Origin of the sequence: Streptomyces sp. NPDC102259, from assembly GCF_044766465.1 — a bacterium.
Classification (GTDB): domain Bacteria; phylum Actinomycetota; class Actinomycetes; order Streptomycetales; family Streptomycetaceae; genus Streptomyces.
Window position 1 is genome coordinate 612,671 of sequence record NZ_JBIWMA010000002.1, and the last position, 18,491, is coordinate 631,161.

The 18,491-nt window shown below is 71.2% G+C and carries 16 protein-coding genes; 8 read left to right on the top strand and 8 right to left on the bottom strand.

Going from position 1 to position 18,491, the window contains the following annotated elements; translation table 11 throughout:
* Positions 1–128: 128 nt before the first annotated feature.
* The 3 genes from ACIRPU_RS07265 (at position 129) to ACIRPU_RS07275 (ending at position 2,862) form a co-directional block, all read left to right on the top strand.
* Complete coding sequence (locus ACIRPU_RS07265) at positions 129–839, top strand: TetR/AcrR family transcriptional regulator (RefSeq protein WP_403862834.1); 711 nt, start codon at positions 129–131, stop codon at positions 837–839.
* A gap of 133 nt (positions 840–972) precedes the next feature.
* On the top strand, positions 973–1,980 hold the full coding sequence (locus tag ACIRPU_RS07270) for an NADP-dependent oxidoreductase (protein ID WP_403862837.1): 1,008 nt from the start codon (positions 973–975) through the stop codon (positions 1,978–1,980).
* 84 nt (positions 1,981–2,064) lie between these two features.
* Positions 2,065–2,862, top strand: a complete 798-nt coding sequence (locus tag ACIRPU_RS07275; RefSeq protein WP_403862840.1) for a maleylpyruvate isomerase family mycothiol-dependent enzyme — start codon at positions 2,065–2,067, stop codon at positions 2,860–2,862.
* Between the two features lie 137 nt (positions 2,863–2,999).
* Here the strand turns inward: ACIRPU_RS07275 and ACIRPU_RS07280 are convergent, their stop codons facing one another.
* Together ACIRPU_RS07280 and ACIRPU_RS07285 are read right to left on the bottom strand one after the other, a co-directional pair.
* On the bottom strand, positions 3,000–3,905 hold the full coding sequence (locus ACIRPU_RS07280) for a trypsin-like serine peptidase (protein WP_403862843.1): 906 nt from the start codon (positions 3,903–3,905) through the stop codon (positions 3,000–3,002).
* Between the two features lie 245 nt (positions 3,906–4,150).
* Positions 4,151–4,711 carry a snapalysin family zinc-dependent metalloprotease gene (locus tag ACIRPU_RS07285; RefSeq protein WP_403862846.1) on the bottom strand — a complete coding sequence of 187 codons (561 nt, stop codon included), beginning with the start codon at positions 4,709–4,711 and terminating at the stop codon, positions 4,151–4,153.
* Between the two features lie 334 nt (positions 4,712–5,045).
* On the opposite strand from ACIRPU_RS07285, the gene ACIRPU_RS07290 reads away from it, so the two are divergent.
* Both ACIRPU_RS07290 and ACIRPU_RS07295 read left to right on the top strand, forming a co-directional pair.
* Positions 5,046–5,879 carry a PIG-L family deacetylase gene (locus tag ACIRPU_RS07290; RefSeq protein ID WP_403862849.1) on the top strand — a complete coding sequence of 278 codons (834 nt, stop codon included), beginning with the start codon at positions 5,046–5,048 and terminating at the stop codon, positions 5,877–5,879.
* Positions 5,880–6,510: 631 nt separating this feature from the next.
* On the top strand, positions 6,511–7,695 hold the full coding sequence (locus ACIRPU_RS07295; RefSeq protein ID WP_403862852.1) for a type III polyketide synthase: 1,185 nt from the start codon (positions 6,511–6,513) through the stop codon (positions 7,693–7,695).
* 125 nt (positions 7,696–7,820) lie between these two features.
* Here the strand turns inward: ACIRPU_RS07295 and ACIRPU_RS07300 are convergent, their stop codons facing one another.
* Positions 7,821–9,992: a SpoIIE family protein phosphatase gene (locus ACIRPU_RS07300; protein ID WP_403862855.1), complete on the bottom strand. Its 2,172-nt coding sequence runs from the start codon at positions 9,990–9,992 to the stop codon at positions 7,821–7,823.
* A gap of 327 nt (positions 9,993–10,319) precedes the next feature.
* Between ACIRPU_RS07300 and ACIRPU_RS07305 the strand changes: the two genes are divergently transcribed.
* Positions 10,320–11,132 carry a VOC family protein gene (locus ACIRPU_RS07305; protein WP_403862858.1) on the top strand — a complete coding sequence of 271 codons (813 nt, stop codon included), beginning with the start codon at positions 10,320–10,322 and terminating at the stop codon, positions 11,130–11,132.
* A 184-nt stretch (positions 11,133–11,316) separates the two neighbouring features.
* Here ACIRPU_RS07305 and ACIRPU_RS07310 read toward each other — a convergent pair whose 3' ends face one another.
* Together ACIRPU_RS07310 and ACIRPU_RS07315 are read right to left on the bottom strand one after the other, a co-directional pair.
* The gene (locus ACIRPU_RS07310) at positions 11,317–12,522 is read right to left on the bottom strand and encodes a PP2C family protein-serine/threonine phosphatase (RefSeq protein ID WP_403862861.1); all 1,206 of its coding nucleotides are present in this window, start codon (positions 12,520–12,522) and stop codon (positions 11,317–11,319) included.
* On the bottom strand, positions 12,519–14,126 hold the full coding sequence (locus tag ACIRPU_RS07315; protein WP_403862864.1) for a CHASE3 domain-containing protein: 1,608 nt from the start codon (positions 14,124–14,126) through the stop codon (positions 12,519–12,521). The genes ACIRPU_RS07310 and ACIRPU_RS07315 overlap by 4 nt, the downstream gene beginning before the upstream one ends.
* Before the next feature lie 109 nt (positions 14,127–14,235).
* Here ACIRPU_RS07315 and ACIRPU_RS07320 point away from each other — a divergent pair, with 109 nt between their 5' ends.
* Entirely contained in the window at positions 14,236–15,006 is a 771-nt protein-coding gene (locus ACIRPU_RS07320) for a response regulator (protein WP_403862867.1), read from the top strand.
* A gap of 93 nt (positions 15,007–15,099) precedes the next feature.
* On the opposite strand, the gene ACIRPU_RS07325 is transcribed toward ACIRPU_RS07320, so the two are convergent.
* The 3 genes from ACIRPU_RS07325 to ACIRPU_RS07335 all read right to left on the bottom strand — a co-directional run bounded on the left by ACIRPU_RS07325 (position 15,100) and on the right by ACIRPU_RS07335 (position 17,359).
* Positions 15,100–15,957, bottom strand: a complete 858-nt coding sequence (locus tag ACIRPU_RS07325; protein ID WP_403862870.1) for an SDR family oxidoreductase — start codon at positions 15,955–15,957, stop codon at positions 15,100–15,102.
* Between the two features lie 220 nt (positions 15,958–16,177).
* Positions 16,178–16,588, bottom strand: a complete 411-nt coding sequence (locus ACIRPU_RS07330) for a hypothetical protein (RefSeq protein WP_403862873.1) — start codon at positions 16,586–16,588, stop codon at positions 16,178–16,180.
* 177 nt (positions 16,589–16,765) lie between these two features.
* Positions 16,766–17,359 (bottom strand): TetR/AcrR family transcriptional regulator, encoded by a 594-nt coding sequence (locus tag ACIRPU_RS07335; RefSeq protein ID WP_403862876.1) that lies wholly within the window; start codon positions 17,357–17,359, stop codon positions 16,766–16,768.
* A 144-nt stretch (positions 17,360–17,503) separates the two neighbouring features.
* Between ACIRPU_RS07335 and ACIRPU_RS07340 the strand changes: the two genes are divergently transcribed.
* Entirely contained in the window at positions 17,504–18,490 is a 987-nt protein-coding gene (locus ACIRPU_RS07340; RefSeq protein ID WP_403862879.1) for a patatin-like phospholipase family protein, read from the top strand.
* The last annotated feature ends 1 nt before the right edge of the window (position 18,491 follow it).

Genomic DNA, 18,491 nt, shown 5'->3' on the forward strand with positions numbered 1-18,491 from the left:
GCAGGGCGGCGCCGGGCAGAACAGGGATTCCGGAGCGGTCACGTGACTTCCGCAGCGCGTCAAGGCGCTTTAATCAAGGATTAATGCGTGCGTCTTACTTCGGCGGGGCGACGCTAGCATGGGCCTTCGTGACAGCACATGAGACGCAGGCCACGTCGCCCGGGAGCCGGAAGGCCGGTGACACTCGCGCCACGCTCATCCGGGCCGCCGAGCGGTTGTTCGCGGCGAAGGGCGTCGACGGTGCGTCGCTCAACGAGATCAAGCGGGCCGCCGGTCAGCGCAACGCGATGGCCCTGCAGTACCACTTCGGCGACCGGACGGGTCTGCTGCGGGCCGTACTCGACAAACACCTTCCCGCGGTGGACGCCCGCCGGGAGGCACTGCTGCAGCAGTACGAGGACGGCGGCGGCGGCGGCGGCGACAGCGGCGACGTCGCTCTTCGGTCCCTGGCCGCCGCACTGGTGCTGCCCGCCGCCGCGAAACTCGCCGACCCCGACGGCGGCCGCGAGTTCCTGCAGATCGTGGCCGAACTGCTCAATCGCCCCGAACCCCTGGTCGAGGTCGTCGTGACGCAGGGGTCGAGCATCTATCCCTGGCGGCGCCTGCTGGAGCCGTTGCTGACTCCCGAGTCGACCACGGTGTTCCATACCCGCTTCACCGCCATGCGCTTCTGTCACGCCGAACTCGCGGCCCGGGCCGCTGCCCGCCCTCGCGAGGACGACCGGCTGTTCACCAGCCGACTGGTCGACCTGGTCACCGCCCTGCTGGCCGCGCCGGTGTCCGAGCAGACCGCACGACTGCTGCACGAGCGAGACCGTAAGGGCCGGCCCGAGCGGTAGACCTCGACCGGCTGACCCGTCCGGCGCGGAGCGTGGAGGGCGGGGTCGCGCATGGTGTGTGGCGAACGTCATGCAGCCTGGCATACCTACTGGTCGGTACCCTGCGGCGAAGCCGCGAACGACAGGAGACGCGATGTCTGCGACCAACCGCCAGATCCGTTTGGCAGCCCGCCCCGTGGGTGACATCAAACCCGGTGACTGGCAACACTGTTCAGGGACCGTCGACGACCCGGGTCCGGGCCGGTTCGCGGGCCGGACGCGCGTCATCTCCCTGGACCCCGCCATGCGGGGCTGGCTGGACGACCGACCCTCCTATCTGCCGCCGGTGGGCATCGGCGAGGTGATGCGCGCCGGATCGGTCATCGAGGTCACCGCGTCCCACCACCCCGACTTCCAGCCGGGTGATCACGTGGTCGGCACGTTCGGCGTCCAGGAGTACGTGGTCTCCGACGGCAGGGGCGCCATGAAGATCGACACCTCCCTCGCCCCGCCCTCGACGTATCTCGGCGCGCTGGGCATGCCCGGGATGACCGCCTACTTCGGCCTGTTGGACGTCGGGGCGCTGAAGGACGGCGAGACCGTCGTGGTGTCGGGGGCGGCCGGGGCGGTCGGCACCATCGCCGGTCAGATCGCGAAGGCCAAGGGCTGCCGGGTCGTGGGCATCGCCGGAGGGTCGGAGAAGTGCGCCATGCTCATCGACGAACTGGGATTCGACGCGGCGATCGACTACCGCGCCGAGGACGTCAGGAAGGCGCTGCGCCGAGAGGCCCCCGACGGCATCGACGTCTACTTCGACAACGTCGGAGGAGACATCCTCGACGCCGCCCTGACGCGGCTGGCGATGCATGCGCGCGTCGTGGTCTGCGGCGCGATCAGTCAGTACAACAACGACACACCGGTCAAGGGCCCCTCCAACTACCTCTCGCTGCTGGTGCGCCGCGCCCGTATGGAGGGCTTCGTCGTCTTCGACTACGCCGAGCGCTACGCGCAGGCCGCGCAGGACATCTCCGCCTGGATCGGCGCCGGCCGCATCAAGGTCAAGGAACATGTGGTGAGGGGGAGCGTGGACGACTTCCCCGAGACGTTGCGGATGCTCTTTCGCGGGGAGAACGTCGGGAAACTCGTCCTGGAGCTGGCATGACCGCCGTCGAGAGCGAGGCCGCTCCTCCCGGCCCCCACCAGCCGTCCGGTCGAACCCGCAGCCTCTCTCGAAAGGCAGGTCACGATGAAGTCGTCTGACCGGACCCACCACGCGCCCGTCTCCGGCTCGGTCGATCACCGCACGGCTGTCGCCACGGAGACCGCCCGGTTCGTCGCAGCGGTCAAGGACGCCGACCCGGCCACACCGGTGCCCAGTTGTCCGGGCTGGACGCTGGCCGACCTGGTCAAGCACACGGGCAGCGTCCAGCGTTGGTTCTCGGTCCTGTTGCGTGCGCGCATCCAGGAACCCCCGCGCAAGCGTGAAGTGGACCTTCGGCTCCCGGACCGGGAGGACGGATACGCCGACTGGCTGGCCGAGAGCGCGACGGTGGCCGCGGACGCCTTCGCGGCCACCGGCCCGGACGTGCCGATGTGGGCATGGGGCGCTGACCAGCACGCCCGCTTCTGGGCACGTCGGATGCTCTTCGAGACCGTGGTGCACCGGACCGACGCCGAGCTCGCACTCGGCCTCTCGTCCGCGATCGACCGTCCGGTCGCGGTCGACGGGATCGACGAGTTCCTCGTCAATCTGCCCTTCGCCACCTTCTTCGCCCCCAAGGTGGCCCATCTGCGGGGCCCCGACAAGACCATCCGCTTCCGTGCGACCGACGGGGACGAAGTCTGGGACGTCCGCCTGCGGCCCGACGGCTTCGGGCTCGACACCGCACCCCCGACCGCGACCACCGTCGACGCGACCCTCCACGGAACCGCGGCCGACTTGCTCCTGCTCGTCTACGGTCGCCTGCCCTACGAGGCGCAGGCCCTGGCCCAGGAGGGGGACGAGCACCTGCTGGCCCACTGGTTCGCCAACTCCGCATTCTGAGAAGGCGCCGGGACCGTAGGCGCTCGTTGCGTCCGTGCGGGCCCCGACGTCTTCCTCGTCGTGGCCCGCACTGCCGAGGGATCTCCGCCCGGGCCGGCTTCGGGGTGCGGCCCGGGTACCGCGAGGAACTGCGGCGCTCAGCCGCGCCGGGCGGCGTCGTAGACGGCCTGCGCGGTCTTGTCGAGCGTCGGCCCGTACATCGGGCTGCTGCCGTCGCGCTCGCCGTGACTGTTGACCGAGACCACGGTGCCCTTGCCCGTCGCGGAGTCGAAGCCGGCGAGCCAGGGGCCGCCGCTCGCACCGCCGCCGAGGTCGCACGGGACGCGCTGTTCGCCCTCGGGGGCGCGTTGGGAGGCGCCGGCGCAGTACAGCAGTTGCTCGCCCCGCTGGGGAGTGGTCGCCGGATAGCCGAAGGCGGTGACCCGCTCGCCGGCCGGACGGCCGAAGGCGATGGCCTGCGCGCCCACCGCGTCGGTGAGGCGCGTGCCGTAGGCCGGGGTGGCGACGACCATCGCCGCTATGTCGTTGACGGTCTCCTCGACCCATGAACGCGGTGTCCTGGTCGCCTTGACGGCATAACGGCCGTACGGGGTGCTGCCCTTGGTGTAGCCCGGGACGAAGACGATGTCGCTGTAGGTGTTGGCGGGGGAGGACCCGAGGCGCGCGCAGTGGGCGGCCGTCATGATGACCGAGTGGTTGTCGCTGGTGACGGCGCTGCCCGTGCACCAGGTGTCCTGCCCCTTCGAGTTGACGAAGAAGAGCCGGCCGATGCTCGGGATGCCCTTGCCGGTCCAGGGCTTGCTGAGCGGTCCCGTCGGCCCCAGGTCGACGGCGCGGCTGACCTGCTTCATGCGCGCGGGCGTCCAGTAGGAGAGGGCGGCGGCCTGCTCCGCCGCCGTGTAGACGACCGTGCTGACCTGCCCGGTTCCGGTAGCGGCCGTCGCGGATCCGGCAGAGGCCGCCAGGGAGCCGGCCAGGGCCAGCAGTGCGGTGGCGAGACTGGAGGCGGTGCGGTGTGCGCCTCGGAACGGGTGGGGCGACATGAAGGTCCTCTCGGATGACCGGGCTCGGGTGATCATCCGAGAGGATGCGATTTCGGTGAGCGGGGTGCATTCGCCGTCTGATCTCTCGTCAGACGGGCGTGAGGCTCGCGGTTCGTTCGAGCCCGGGCCGCAGACGCCCGAGTGGTGCGGTCCATTGCCTGTGACGCCGGAGGACGGGTGTCCTGCGGTTCGCCGGCGGACGTTCTGCCTCGCACCACCACTCGGCGTCCGCGGCGCGGCAGGCGTCAGTCCACGATCACCTCGGGGCGCGCCGCCGGGGTCCGGCCGACGAGGGCTCCGCCGAAGTTCCCCTCGACCTCCGCCTTCTCCGCGGAGTTCGGGTACGGATTCGTGCACGCGGTGCCCGCGCTGGAACCGGACATCAGGCTCGAGCACGGGCCGGGCTTGCGGTCCGGCAGGCCCAGGATGTGCCCGAGTTCGTGCGCGGAGATGCGGACCGTGTCGTAGCCCTGGTCGACGGCCTGGCGCCCGATGTACACGGTGCCGCTGCCCAGTGCGGTGGGCAGGGCGCGTGGCCAGCCGTTGTCCGCGAGGACCCGTATGGTCGCCCGTTGTCCGGCGGCGGCGGGTCGCAGCTCGACGGCGTCGACGCTCTCGTTCCAGATCGCCGCGCCCCGGTCGACGGCACTGCGGAACTCCGCGGAGCCGCCGGCGTCATAGATCAGGACACGGGCGGCCGCCGGGGCGTTCGTCGCCTGGGGGGCGGCCGCGGCCTGACCGCCTGCCAGGGCCAGAGACATCAGACAGGCAGCGGCCAGGCCGCCGGTCAGTGTACGGACGTGCATGATCGACCTCCTTGCGGGGGAAGGGCAGTCGTGCTCATGACATTCACGGAGTCCCCTGCCCAACCGGGGCGCGAACGAATCCGTCGATGTGCCGCACCGTTCCGAGGCGTACGGAGGGAACAGCCGGACCGGCCGACGCTGTTGCACCGGCCAAGAGACCGACGTCGCGCGGGCGGGGAACACGGAGACCGACGGGCCGTCCCGATGTGATCCAGTGTTCCCGGGTACGCGGTACGCCCGGACATCCGACATTCGGCATCCGATATCGAGGGGCGACCGCCCGTACGCCCGCCGCGGACTCGGACAATGCTTTTTTACACAGGAGGACTGTTTCATGAACAACCGGCCCTTGACGCTCATGGCGGTACACGCCCACCCCGACGATGAGGCCACCGGAACAGGAGGTGTCCTCGCGCGGTACGCGGCGGAGGGCATGCGCACGGTCCTCGTGACATGTACCGACGGCGGTTGCGGTGACGGACCCGAGGGGGTCAAGCCGGGCGATCCCGGGCACGATCCGGCGGCCGTCGCCTTGATGCGGCGTCAGGAACTCGAGGCGAGCTGCGAAGTCCTGAGGATCGGTCATCTGGAGATGCTGGATTACGCCGACTCCGGAATGATGGGCTGGCCGACCAATGACGCTCCCGGATCCTTCTGGCGGACACCCGTGGAGGAGGGCGCCGGCCGACTCGCGGAACTCTTGCGGCATTACGAGCCCGATGTGGTCGTCACCTATGACGAGAACGGCTTCTATGGCCACCCCGACCACATCCAGGCCAACCGCATCACGATGGCGGCGCTGGCGATGACCACCCTGACCCCGAAGGTGTACTGGACGACGGCGCCCCGCTCCATGATGCAGCGGTTCGGGGAGGTCATGCGCGAGTTCGGTGCGGACGGGCAGGAGCCGGATCCCGCCGAGGCCGCCGCGATGGCCGAGATCGGACTCCCCGACGAGGAGATCACCACCTGGGTGGACACCACCGCGTTCGGCGGCCAGAAGTTCGACGCGCTGGCCGCGCACGCCAGCCAGGGCGAGAACATCTTCTTCCTCAAGATGGGCCAGGAGAGGTTCACCGAGTTGATGGGGGTCGAGACGTTCGTACGGGTCCAGGACACCACCGGCGCGGCCGTGCCCGAGAACGACCTCTTCGCCGGACTGCGCTGATCCGACCGCCCACCGGGGGCATGTTCACGAGGGTTCCGCTCCGGCGGGCCTTGATCACAAGGGTGGCCCTGCTCGGTCGCGTGGCGGCTACGAGGACGCCAGTCCCCCCGTCCGGGCAGGGCCGTTGAGCGGGTGATGGCTCATGGCTGGGCTGAGGTGAGGCTGCGCGACCGACCCGGTGCGTGACGGACCTGGCGTGTGCCGCGAGGGAGATCGGTCCGTACCGGGGTCGGCACGGCAAGGCACGTCCCGACCCGGTACGTACTGATCGCTCGCAACGCCTCGCCCAGGCACGCCAGTTCAGCCTGTGGTCGGTCGTCGGCCACCGGCCACCGGCTACCGGCCGCCGGCCGTCGTTCGATGCCGTGTCGCGTCGTCTTCGGCCTGCTGGCCCTCCGGCAGGGATCGGGATCTTTCCTGGGGAACGGTTTCGGCGGTGTGTGGCTTATCACGCCCTTTGGGGGCCGCCCAAGTTGTCTGAGTCACAGCGGAAATGTCCATTTGGCGTCCATGCTCGACAGCGATGGCGACTCCCGAAGCGGAGCGCATCGGCATGGGCGCGAAGTTCCTAAGTGGCCCATGACGCAGCCCTCGTGACGTTTCCCCTCGTTCCCCCGGAAAGGTGCCCATCATGGCCGCATACCTCTGTCCTCCCGCCGTGATACACGGTGAGCACGCCGTGGAGACCAGCCAGATCGCGGCGGAGGTGCGCGACCGGCACCCGCACGCGGCGTGGGCCCCGCGGATCGACGGCATCGCGGCCAGTACGGGCATCGAGACCCGCGGGTGGATGCTGCCGCTGGAGACCGCAGTCGCGCCCGGCGACGGCGGCGGCCTGCGCGGTGTCGGCGTCGAGGCCGCCCAAAAGGCGCTGGCACACGATGGGTTCACCCAACAGGACGTGGACCGCGTGATCGCCGCCCTCGAGGCGATACCCGCGCCGCAGACCGTCCAGGAGCGCACCGCCCCGGCCTGGGAGGCCGTGCAGTCCTACGGGGAGCGCGCGGCGCGCGGAGCCCTGCAGATCGCCGGGCTGGACGCCGCGGACGTCGACTGCCTGATCACCAGTCACTCCACCACCCCGGCGCTGCCCGGTCTCGACGTCGCCCTGACCAACAGACTTGCGCTCCGCAGCGACGTGATGCTGCTGCCGGCCACGCAGTGGGCCTGTGTCGCGGGGACCCGCTCCCTGGCCCTGGCGGCGGATCTCGTGGCCGCGGACCCCGACCGGGTGGTCCTGGTCGTGATCGCGGAGGCGCTGAGCACCACCTACCAGCCCGCGGACGACACCCTCGAGTCCCTGATCGTCCGGTTGCTGTTCGCGGACACCGCGGTCGCCGCGGTGGTCACGGGCCGCCCGAGGCCCGAGTCGGTGCTGCGGCTGGACGCCGCCTGGCACCACACTCTGCCCGGCACCCAGGACCTGCACCGCCTGGAGACGCGGGCGGACGGCACCCACTTCGTGATGGACCGGCGCGGTCCGCGCGCCGTACAGGAGACGGTCACCGCGATGTGGGAGTGGCTGCGCCTCCGTTACCAGGACGACCCCGACGCCTGGCACCCCGACGTGCTGCTCGCGCACCCCGGCGGGACCCGGGTGCTCGAATACATGGAGCAGACGATGCCCGACGCGTGGCCGTCGGGGCTGCTGGACTACAGCCGGGACAGCTACACCAGCGGCAACCGCGGAGGCGCCGCCGTGTTCGACATCCTGCGGCGGGCGCACGACGCCGGGCAGAAGTCCGGCGATCGCGCCGTCCTGTACGCGGCGGCACCGGGCCTCACCGCCACCGCACTCGAAGGGGAGTGGCTGTAGGAGCAGCCCGCGCCACCCGTACGAGAAACGGGCGGGCCGCGCCCGCATCACGGGTCACGGGTCACGCATCACCGGTCAGGCCAGCGGTACCGCTGGGCGTGGTCCGCGCCCGACCGGCAGCCGCTTCACCTGGCGACTTCCGCCCAGACCACCTTGCCCGTGTCCGTCCACCGCACCCCCCACCGGGTGGTGAGCCGGTGCACGACGTGCAGGCCGCGCCCGCCGTCGTCGAGGAGGCCGCCCCGGCTCAGACGCGGCCTGCCGTTGCCGGTGTCGCCCACCTCGCACAGCAGGCTGTGACCGGCCCTGATCAGTCGTATCGTGATCGGGCCGGAGGCAAAGCGCACCGCGTTCGTGACCAGCTCGCTGACCAGCAGCGATACGTCGTCCTGGGCGGCGCCCCTGGTCTGCCACTGCCGCAGCAGCGTGGAGACATGGGCGCGGGCACGGGCGGGCGCGTCGTCGCGGGCGGGCAGCCGCCAGGTCGCGGTGTCCTCCTTGCGGTAGCCGATCATGCGCACGAGCAGCAGGGTCACGTCGTCGCGCTGGCGTACGGGTGCGAGAGCGGAGACGACGTGTCGTGCGGCCTGCTGCAGGGTGTCCCAGGGGTGCACCGTGGACACGACGTCCGCCAGTTTGCCGATCCCCTCGTCGATCGACAGGGCCGGATCCTCCACCAGGCCGTCGGTGTAGAGGGCGAGCAGGGAGCCCGGGGGCGCCCCGAACGTGAACACGTCGAACGGCTCCCGCAGTGCGAACTCGGCGCCCAGGCCGGGGTGAGGGCTGACCGCGAGCGGTCCCGCGTGGCCGTCCGGAAGGACCAGGACCGGAGGGAGATGGCCGGCGCTGGAGAGCGCCACGAGGTGGCTGACCGGGTCGTAGAGGGCGATGCAGCAGGTGGAGCCGAGGGCGCTGTAGCCGGCCGCCAGCCCGGACTCCGCGTCGTCCAGCAGCGTCACGGTCTCGTCCAGGTGCTCCAGCACCTCGTCGGGCGCCAGCCCCGCGGACAGCAGCGCGCGAGCCTCCATGCTCAACTGGCCCATGGTCGCCGCGGCTCCCAGGCCGTGCCCGACGACGTCACCGACCACCAGAGCGGTACGACCGTCCGGCAACGGAAAGCTGTTCACCCAGTCGCCGCCGACGCCCGCGCTGTCGGGAGTGGCGGGCTGGTAGACGCTGGCGATCTCGAGGGTGTGGCCGCCCGCCCGGGGCAGCAGCCGACGCTGCAACGCCAGCACCTGGGTGTGTTCCCTGTGGTGCTGACGGGCCAGGTCGACGTGATGGGCGGTCCTGGCCACCAGTTCCTGCAGGTCGAACAACTCGCTGTCGCGGAAGGGGCGGTCCGCCCGCCGCCAGACCTCCGCCACGCCCAGCACGACGGGCGGTGTGCCGTCCAGGACCAGCGGTATGCACGCCACACTCGCCGACCGGTCCCCGGGCACCAGGGCACGGATCACTCGCGGACTGCCGAGGAGCCGCTCGACCGCCTCCCGGTCCGGTACGACGATGGCCTGCGGGGCGTCGTCGCGCCGTACCGCCTGGGCCAGCAGGCGACTCGCGTCGCTCGGAAGATCGTCGCCCGGAGTCACGTAACCCTCGGGCCACACCCGGTCCGGTACCAGGGCTGCCCGCCGCAACCGGATGCGCCCCTGCGCCTGCTCGGTCACTCCCTCGCCCGTCCACACGGCGAAGTCGAGGTCGACAGCGGCCACGTCTCCCCAGGCCAGCAGGGACTCCGCCAGCGACTGCGCGGTCTCGCCGATGTCCAGCGAGGTGCCGATCGCCGTCTCGGCCGCGTACAGGTGCAGCCTCCTCGCCATGGCGATCAGGGAGACGGTCAAGCCCTCCTGGGGCGCCGCTGCGGGCAGGATGCTCATCGAGACCACCAGATCCGAGCCGTCGCCGCGCCGCAGGCGCTGGATCCGGGCGACGTGCGCCTCACCGATCTCCAGGACCTGCCGCAACCGCCGTGTGACCGTCGGTATGTCCCCGGGGGGCAGAAGATCGGCGAAAGGTCTCCCCTCCACCGCGCCCAGACCCGCGAAGACGGCGGCGTCCAGATTGCAGCGGGTGATGCTCAGATCCCGGTCCAGGTTGACCACGCCGAGAATCTGATCGTGACGGTCGACTGCCGGGTCGTCGGGTACGCGTCGGGGGGCGGTGGCGCGGTCGTCGTCGCCCCGCGCGTTGCCAGGACCGGTGGCCGCTGCCGATCCGCCGCGCGGGATGTAGCGCCCCAGGGCCCGGCTGACCAGGTCGAACGGCGATGAGGACGAAGGGGAGGGCGTGGAGTCCATGCGGCAACTCTCAGCAATCCCCGGCGCTGCGCCGGGGTCGTTACTCGGACCCGTGCGACGGGGCCCCGAGATCCCTGACCGCACACCTCATTGAATAACACCGGGGGTCGCTTCGCCCACACCAGTGGATTCCGCGTCGATCAGGCCACGGACCTCCCGGTACGGCGGAGGGCCCACCCGTACGTGGGTGAGTGGCCGAAGAGGCCTGCGGTCGATCGACCGCAGGCCCGGTGCGCTACGCGGAGTGACCACCGGATGCGATGACGCGCGATTCCAGATGGCCGGTGTCACGCTGAAACGACAACAGGACCTCCGAAGGGAACAGCCGTGATCACGACCGACCTCACGCCCGGCTCCCCCTGCTGGCTCGACCTCGGTGCGCCCGACGTCCGGGCCGCCGCGGCCTTCTACGGTTCGGTGCTCGGCTGGACCTTCGAGCCCATGGGAGGGGGCGAGGGCGAGGGCGAGGACATGGAGGGCGGGATGTTCCAGAAGGACGGCAAGACCGTCGCCGGGCTGGGCAAGCTGTCCGAGGAGGGCGCCCGCTCGGCCTGGATGATCTACTACACCGTCACCGACGCGGATGCCGCCACCCAGGCGGTGGAGGGCGCGGGCGGCGCGGTCCGGGTGCCCCCGAGAGACCTCGGTGAGTGGGGGCGGATGGCGCAGTACACCGACCCGTCGGGCGGCCAGTTCGCGGTCTGGCAGCCAGGGAAGAACGCGGGCTTCGAGCTGGCCGACGTGCCGGGTTCGCTGTCCTGGACCGAGCTGTACACGCCCGACGCCGCGGCCGCGAAGGAGTTCTACGGCACGGTCTTCGGCTGGCGGTACAGCGAGATGGACATGCCGGGCGGCGGGGGCGCGTACACCCTCATCACCCCCGCCGGGCTTCCCGAGGAACGTATGCAGGGCGGCCTGATGGAGGTCCGCGAGGAGGACCTCGCCCTGGCGGGCGGGCGGGCGTACTGGCACCCGGTGTTCGCCGTCGCCGACTGCGACGCCGCCGTCGCCGCGGTCACCGGTAGCGGTGGCAAGGTGCAGATGGGACCGATGGACGCGGAGGGCGTCGGGCGGCTCGCCGTCTGTCTCGATCAGTCCGACGCCGACTTCGTGGTGCTCACCCCATCCTCCCCGAGCTGAGCGCCCCCGTTCGGCGGTGCGCTGCCGGCGGCGGCCCGCGGCGCTGCGCGGACTGATCCCATCTCTTCGACGACGATCTGCCCGCGGGGCGGTGGACGCTCGTCGGCCAGGCCGCGGGCGGGCGCGGCGCTTCGGCCGTCGTCCACGACCGAGTCCGCCGGGTTCCTTCGGCGCCGGGAGGCTTTCAGGGGTCGGTCGGGCGGTTGCCCCAGTCGAGGCGGAGCACGGCGAGGTCGTCGGAGTGCCGTCCGGCGTTCAGCTCGTGGGTCTCCTTGATGAGGAGGTCGACGTGGGTGGCCGGGTCCGCCGACGGCAGGTTCCCGATCAGCGCGAGCAGCCCCTCGACGCCGAGCCGTTCGCTCGTCGCCCCGTTGTGCCCCTCGGTGAGACCGTCGGTGTAGAGGGTCAGGGCCCCCGTGGCCGGGAGCGGTATGACGGTGGAGGGCCAGCTGCGCAGCCCGGGGACGATGCCCAGCGCGATGCCGTGTGCCGCGGCCACTTCCCGGGTTCCCTCGGCCGTCGTGAGGAGGGGCTCGTGATGGCCGGCGAGGTGGAGGGTGGCGGTCGCGGCGTCCTGGTCGAGGGTGAGGAGGGTGCAGGTGGCGAACAGTTGCTGACCGCCGCGTTCGGCGATCAGGATGCGTTCCATCAGATGCAGCAGGTCCTCGCCACGGTGTCCGCCGAGCACGAGGGAACGCCAGGCGATGCGCAGGCAGACCCCGAGTGCGGCGGCGTCGGGGCCGTGTCCGCTGACGTCGCCGACGACGGCGTGCAGCAGTCCGTCGTCTCCCTCCACCACGTCGAGGAAGTCCCCGCCCAGCAGGGCCATCGCGGCGCCGGGCAGATAGCGGGAGGTCACGCGCACGGTGGACGTGTCGAGCATCGGCTGGGGCAGCAGGCCGCGTTCCAGGCGGGCGTTCTCCTCCGCCCGCAGCCGGGTGGCCTGGGCTTCGGCGCTCGCGCGCTCGGTCTTGCTGCGGTAGACGGCGTAGCGCACCGTCCGGAGCAGCAAGTCCGCTTCGACCTTGCCCTTGACGAGGTAGTCCTGGGCTCCGGCGGCCATGGCGTCGGTGCCCGCCTGGGCCTCGGACAGCCCGGTCAGGACGATGACCGCGGTGTGCGGGGCCAGGGCCCGCACGGCGGCGACCGCGTCGATGCCCGACACGTCGGGCAGATGCAGGTCGAGGAGGACGCAGTCGATCGGCGCGCCGGCCAGTTGGGTGCGGGCCTCGGCCAGGGTGGTGCGGATCGTCAGCTCGAAGCGCAGCCCGGTGTCGTACAGCAGCTCCTCGACGAGCAGGGCGTCGCCCTCGTCGTCCTCGATCAGGAGGATGCGGTACGTCGGCTCGTCGGACGCCGCGCCGGGGCCGGCCGTCATGGCTGTGGTCATCGTGTCTGCTCGGTGCCGGAGCGGTCGGCTTCGGGCAGGGTGGACGGCCCGGGGCTCACCGGCGGCTCCGGTGCGAGGGTGAAGTCGATGCGTGTGCCGTCCTGGTAGGCGGTGTCGACGCCGATGGTGCCGCCGTGGAATTCGACGATCTTCTTGCACATCGCGAGGCCGATGCCGCTGCCGGAGTAGACGTCCTTGGTGTGCAGCCGTTGGAAGATCACGAAGACCTTGTCGGCGTATTCCGGTGCGATGCCTATGCCGTTGTCGGTGACGGTGAACCGCCACAGCTCGCCTTCCCGTGCCGACGTGATGTGGATCCGCGGCGCTTCGCCGGGCCGGCGGAACTTGACGGCGTTGCCGATCAGGTTCTGCCAGAGCATGCCCATCTGGGTGGGGTCGGCGATCAGGGTCGGCAGCGGCTCGTGGGTGACCGTCGCGCCGGCTTCCTCGATGCCGACGCTCAGCGCGGACAGGGTCCGCTCCAGCACCGTGTCCAGGTCGACGCTCTGGTGGGTGTTGTGCATCCGTCCGACCCGGGAGAAGTCGAGCAGGTCGTTGATGAGGACCTGCATGCGGTTCGCCCCGTCGACCGCGAAGTCGATGTACTGGTCGGCCCGGGTGTCCAGTTGTCCTCCGTAGCGCCGCTGGAGGAGCTGGGTGAAGCTGGAGACCTTGCGCAGCGGCTCCTGGAGGTCGTGGGAGGCCACGTACGCGAACTGCTCCAGCTCCGCGTTGGAGCGCTGAAGGTCCGCGGCCTGCGCGTCGAGACGCTGACGCGCCTCCTCGCTGAAGGCCAGTTCCCGTACGAGACGCCGGCGCATGAACTCGATCTCGCCGCTGAGACGCCGCAGGTCGGCGGGGCCGGTCGCGGTGATGGGGTGGTCGAAGTCGCCGTCGGCGATGGTGCGGGCGTCCGCGCCGAGTTGGTCCAGCGGCCGGGTGATGCCCCGGCGCAGTCCTTCGAAGACGAAGGCGGTGAGGACGACGACGAGGATCGCGGCGGCGCCGAACACCACGTTGCGCAGGGTCATCGTGGCCATCAGGTCGTCCCTCGCCCGGACGCGGTCCGCGAGCAGCCGTTCCTGCTGGGTGCTCAGGGCGGTACGAATCGCGTCGAAGGCCTTCTTGCCCTCCGCCGCCCGTTCGGCGGCCAGCGGTGAGGGTGCGCCGGCCGGCTCGGCGGAGATGGGCCGCGCGATCCTCTCCTGCCACGTGTCCACGGCATCCTGCACGGCCTTCAGGTCGTCCAGGCGGGCCCGGTCGCCGGCGAGCAGCTCGGTGAGTTGCGCGACGTTCGACTTCTGCTCGGCGAGGCCCTCCTGATAGGGGGTGATGAAGTCCGCCGTGCCGGTGAGGCCGTAGCCGCGAATTCCGGTCTCTTGGTCGAGCAGGGCCGATTCCAGCCGGATCGCCGTCGTCAGCGCGGGAGACCGCACGTCCACGAGGTCCCTGGTGATCGACTCGGTCCGCGCCAGGACCCACGCTCCCGTGACGCCGAGGAGAGCGAGAACCGCCAAGGACGCGGCCGCCCCCACGCGGAGCCATCGCCGGGTCGTCCACGTGGAAAGCCACCGCGTACGCGGTGGTCTCTCACTGCCGGTCATTCTGTGGACTCCTCGCTGCGAACATTTGCCCGAAGACAACGGTCAGCACACTCTAGACGGCGACAACGCTTGTTGTCGCGAACTGCTCCCGGACCATAGAGTGCCAGGCATGCCAGGCGAGAACTTCGATCTGCGGACCACTCCGCAGGAGACTGCCGTCATCGCGGACGCCGCGGTCGGCGACCTTGCCCAGCGCCTCGCCCACCGGCTGCTGGCAGGCCCCCCGCACCCGGCACCGGGCGACCCGGCACAGGCTCTGGCCCTGCTCCACGTGCTGGCCCAGCTCCAGCACGCCGCTGAACGACTCCAGCGGGAAGCGGCCGTGGCCGCCGCCCGCGCGGGAGCGGGCTACCCGCAGCTCGGCGCCGCCTGCGGCATGACCCGTCAAGGCGCCCGGCGCCGTTGGCCGGGGCTCTATCACCACTCTGACGAGACACCCACGGAGCATCCGATGATGACCACCCCCGCCCGACCCTTCGACGTCCTGCTCGTCGAGGACGACGTAGCCGACGCGATGCTCATCGAGGAAGCCCTCTCCGAGCGTGGAGCCCGCAACCTGGTCCAGGTCACCGACGGAGTCGCCGCTCTGGAACACCTGCGCACCCCGGGCAACCCGCGGCCCGACCTCATCGTCCTCGACCTGAACATGCCGCGCATGAACGGCCGTGAGCTGCTGAAGGTCCTGAAGACCGATGAAGACCTTCAGACCATCCCCGTGGTCGTCCTCACCACGTCCACCGCCCCCGGCGACGTGACCGACGCCTACAGCAGCCACGCCAACGCCTACGTGACCAAGCCCGTCAACCTGGACGAGTTCGAGCGGGCCGTCCAGAGCATCGACGCCTTCTACCTCGACACCGCCGCCCGCCCCCGCCCCTGAGGCACCGGGAGCCCACACGCGGTTCGCCATCGACGGGGACGAGCAGCGGTATGACGATCATTCCGCCGAGCGCCTCGACCGGGATCGTGCCGGTCAGGCCCCGTTCCCGCGGACGACGTCGGCGAGCGAGGTGGCGGGGCGGCCGGTGAGGCGGGGCACGTCCTCGCTGACCCCGTCGAGCTCACCGGCGGCGACGGCCGTGTAGGTCGACACCCAGGCGTCGAGCTGCCAGCGCGGGGCCCCGTAGGTGGCGCGGGAGGCGTACGCCTCCTCGACCGTCTCGGGCTGATAGGTGACGGTGCGGCCCTGTGCCCCGGACAGGATGACCGCCGCCTCCGCGAAGGTCAGGGAGTCGGGCCCGGTCAGGTCGTACACGCGGTCGACGTGCTCGGCCGGGCGGGTCAGCACGGCGGTGGCGGCGTCGGCGATGTCGTCCTGCGAGACGAACGCGGCACGACCCTGCCCGGCCGGACCGCGGATGACACCGTCCTCACCGGCCAGGTCGGGGACGAACTCCGCGTACAGGTTGTCGCGCAGGAACGTGTACGACAGGCCACGCGCACGGATGTGTTCCTCGGTGTGGAAGTGGTCGCGGGCGAGGGTGAAGGTGGCGTCGGGCGCCGCGCCGAAGAAGGAGAGGTACACGAGGTGTTCGACGCCCGCCTCCGCCACGGCGTCCACGAAGGCCTTGTGCTGGACGAGCCGGTCGGGGCTCTCCGAGGCGGACACCATGAACACGGTCGTCGCGCCCGCCAGGCCGCGCACGACGGCTTCACGGTCGCCGTAACCGCCCTTGACCGGTGTGGCGTCGGGCAGTTCCGGTGCCCGCTCGGGGCTGCGGACCAGCATCCGCTGGGGCACTCCCCGCGCGGCCAGGCGGCGGGCGACGCGACCGCCGAGTCGGCCCGTGGCTCCGGTGACCACCAGGGTCGGTCGGGGGGATCCGGTCATGCTGGCATCACTCCGTCAGGTCGGTGTGGGTGGGCGGCGAAGGCCGCCGCCCGGCAGACGACATCCTCTCCGGGAGCCGGTGGTGACGCCGGCTGTATTGAAACCGGCCACAGGGCCCCGTGACGAGCAGGCGCGCCCCTGGGCGCGTCGCGCCGGGGGAGCCGGGGGAGCCGGGAGAGCCGGGAGAGCCGGACGAGCCGGAAGGGTGCGACGCCGGTGGTCAGGCCCCGGGCCGGTCCGCGGTCGGCTCGTAGTGGTTGGCGGTCGGCCTGCGGAGGTTCCCGACGAGGCCGCCGGCCGCGCCCAGCGACACCAGACCCATACCGGCGGCGGTCGCCACGCCCTTCACGCCGTCCATGGTCAGGTAGCAGAAAGCGGCCACGCCGCCGTTGAACAGGAACAGGAACCAGAGGGTGGACGACTTCGACAGGAACGCCTTGATCCTCGGCTTCTTCGCGATGCGCGAGCCCGCCAGCAGCGAGACGGCGATACCGGCGTAGGTGGCCACGCTCTTCTGCGTGCCGTCGAGAACCGCGCCGGAGGCGGTGCTCGCGACGAGGCCACCGACGAAGAACGACCAGAGCAGCAGGTTGGCGACGAACGACTTCACGGTGACGAGCAGCGACTTCACGGGAGTTTCCTTCAGGCCGGGGGCGCGTGGGTCTCTTGCGATCTCTGATGACCACGATCCCGTCGTTCGCTCGCCGCCACGAGGGACCGGCCTCCCGAACCCGTGGTGTAGCCCGCTCCACCACATGCCGCTCCGGGGGCGGGGAGATCGGTGGCGCCCCGTGCCGGCGTCAGGGCGTCAAGACGGCAGGTTCAGCACGAGACGCAGCGTGTCCGTGAGCACCGCGGTGGGGAGCGACGGGTCGGCCACCCGCTGGATGCCCAGGCCGATGCCCAGGCTGAGCAGGGTCGTCGCGGCCTGGTCGGCGGGCATGGCCAGGCCGGCCCCCAGTTCCTCGGCCAGCGCTTCGAGGAGTTGGGCCAGCACTTCGCGGACGGCTGTGGCGCGGGCCGTGATCTCACGCCGGAGCTCGTCGTCATGGCGGGCGCGCGTGAGGAACTCGACCTCGAGCGTGGTCCACGCCTCGTCGCCGATGTGCGCCTCGCCCCAGGCGGAGAAGGCCGCGAGGCGGACGTCGAACCGGTCGTCGCCGATGACGGCCTCCGTCAGCAGCCTCAGCTGTTCGGCGCGGATGTCGTCGATGGCGGCGAGGCAAAGGTGGTCCTTGTTGCGGAAGTTCGAGTACACGGCTCCCTTGGAGAAACCGGCTGCTTCCGCGACATCGGTGAGGGAAGTGGCGGCGTAGCCGTTGCGCAGGAACAGGTCCCGCGCGGTGGTGACGAGCCTTTCACGCGTGCGTTCCTGGCTCTCGACGCGGCTGAGGCGGGCCATGTTCTTGGTTCCCTTGTCCGTCCTGTGCGGCTGTCCCGCGAAGTGCTGAGGCCCTCGGATCCTATCCCCGCGGGGCCTGTTCCTCGATTTCAGATACCGCTAGTATCCGGATCTCGTCGGTATCGCAAAGGGGCGGAGACTGCATTGACCACGACCGGTACGCGAGCCACGCCTTCCCGAGGGCTGGTGCTGGGCTGCGGCGGAACGCTCGGCGCGGTCTGGACGATCGGCGCCCTGCACTCGCTCCAGGAGGCCCTGCGCTGGGATCCGCGCGAAGCGGACGTTCTGGTGGGCACCTCGGCCGGGGCCGAGGTGGCCGCCATGCTGGGGAGCGGCATCGGTGTGCGGGAGCTGCTGGCCGCACAACTCGCGGCTGAGGACTCCCGTCCCGAACTGGCCCGCCACTTCGCGACACCGCCCCGAGGCGTACCGCCACGACCCGCGGCCCTCCTCGGATCACCACGACTGGCCCGCCGGGCACTGGGCGCAACCGTGCCCGCGCTGACCGGTCTGTCCGGCCTGTTGCCGCGCGGCCGGGGCGACGCCGGCCGGCTGGCGGCCGTGGCCGACTTCCTGGCACCGGACGGGAAGTGGGTGGCGCATTCCGCGACCTGGCTGGTGGCGACCGACTTCGACACGGGCCGACGCACGCCCTTCGGGCACCCCGACACCCCGCCGGTCGCCCTGCGGGACGCGCTGCGCGCCTCCTGGGCGGTCCCGGGTTGGTTTCCACCGGTGCGGATCGGCGGCCGACGCTATGCGGACGGCGGCATCGGCTCGCCGACCTCGGCCGACCTGCTGGCGCCGTGCGGGCTGGACGAGGTGTACGTCGTGGCGCCGATGAGTTCGCTCGCTCCCGGGCGCCGCAGCGGACTCGGCCGGGTCGAAGCGTTGCTGCGCCGTGTCATGACCCGCATCCTGAGCGCCGAGTGCGCCGCGCTGAGCGCCGCGGGCACCCGCGTGATCCGCATCGAGCCAACCGCCGCCGACCTGGCCGCGATGGGCGGCAACCTCATGGATCCGCGCCGCCGCCCGGCGGTGCTGGAGACCTCGCTCCGTACGACGCGGGCGATGGTCCGTGATCGCCTGGAAGAGCCCGTGCCGTGTCCCCGCCCGCGTACAGGAGCCTGAC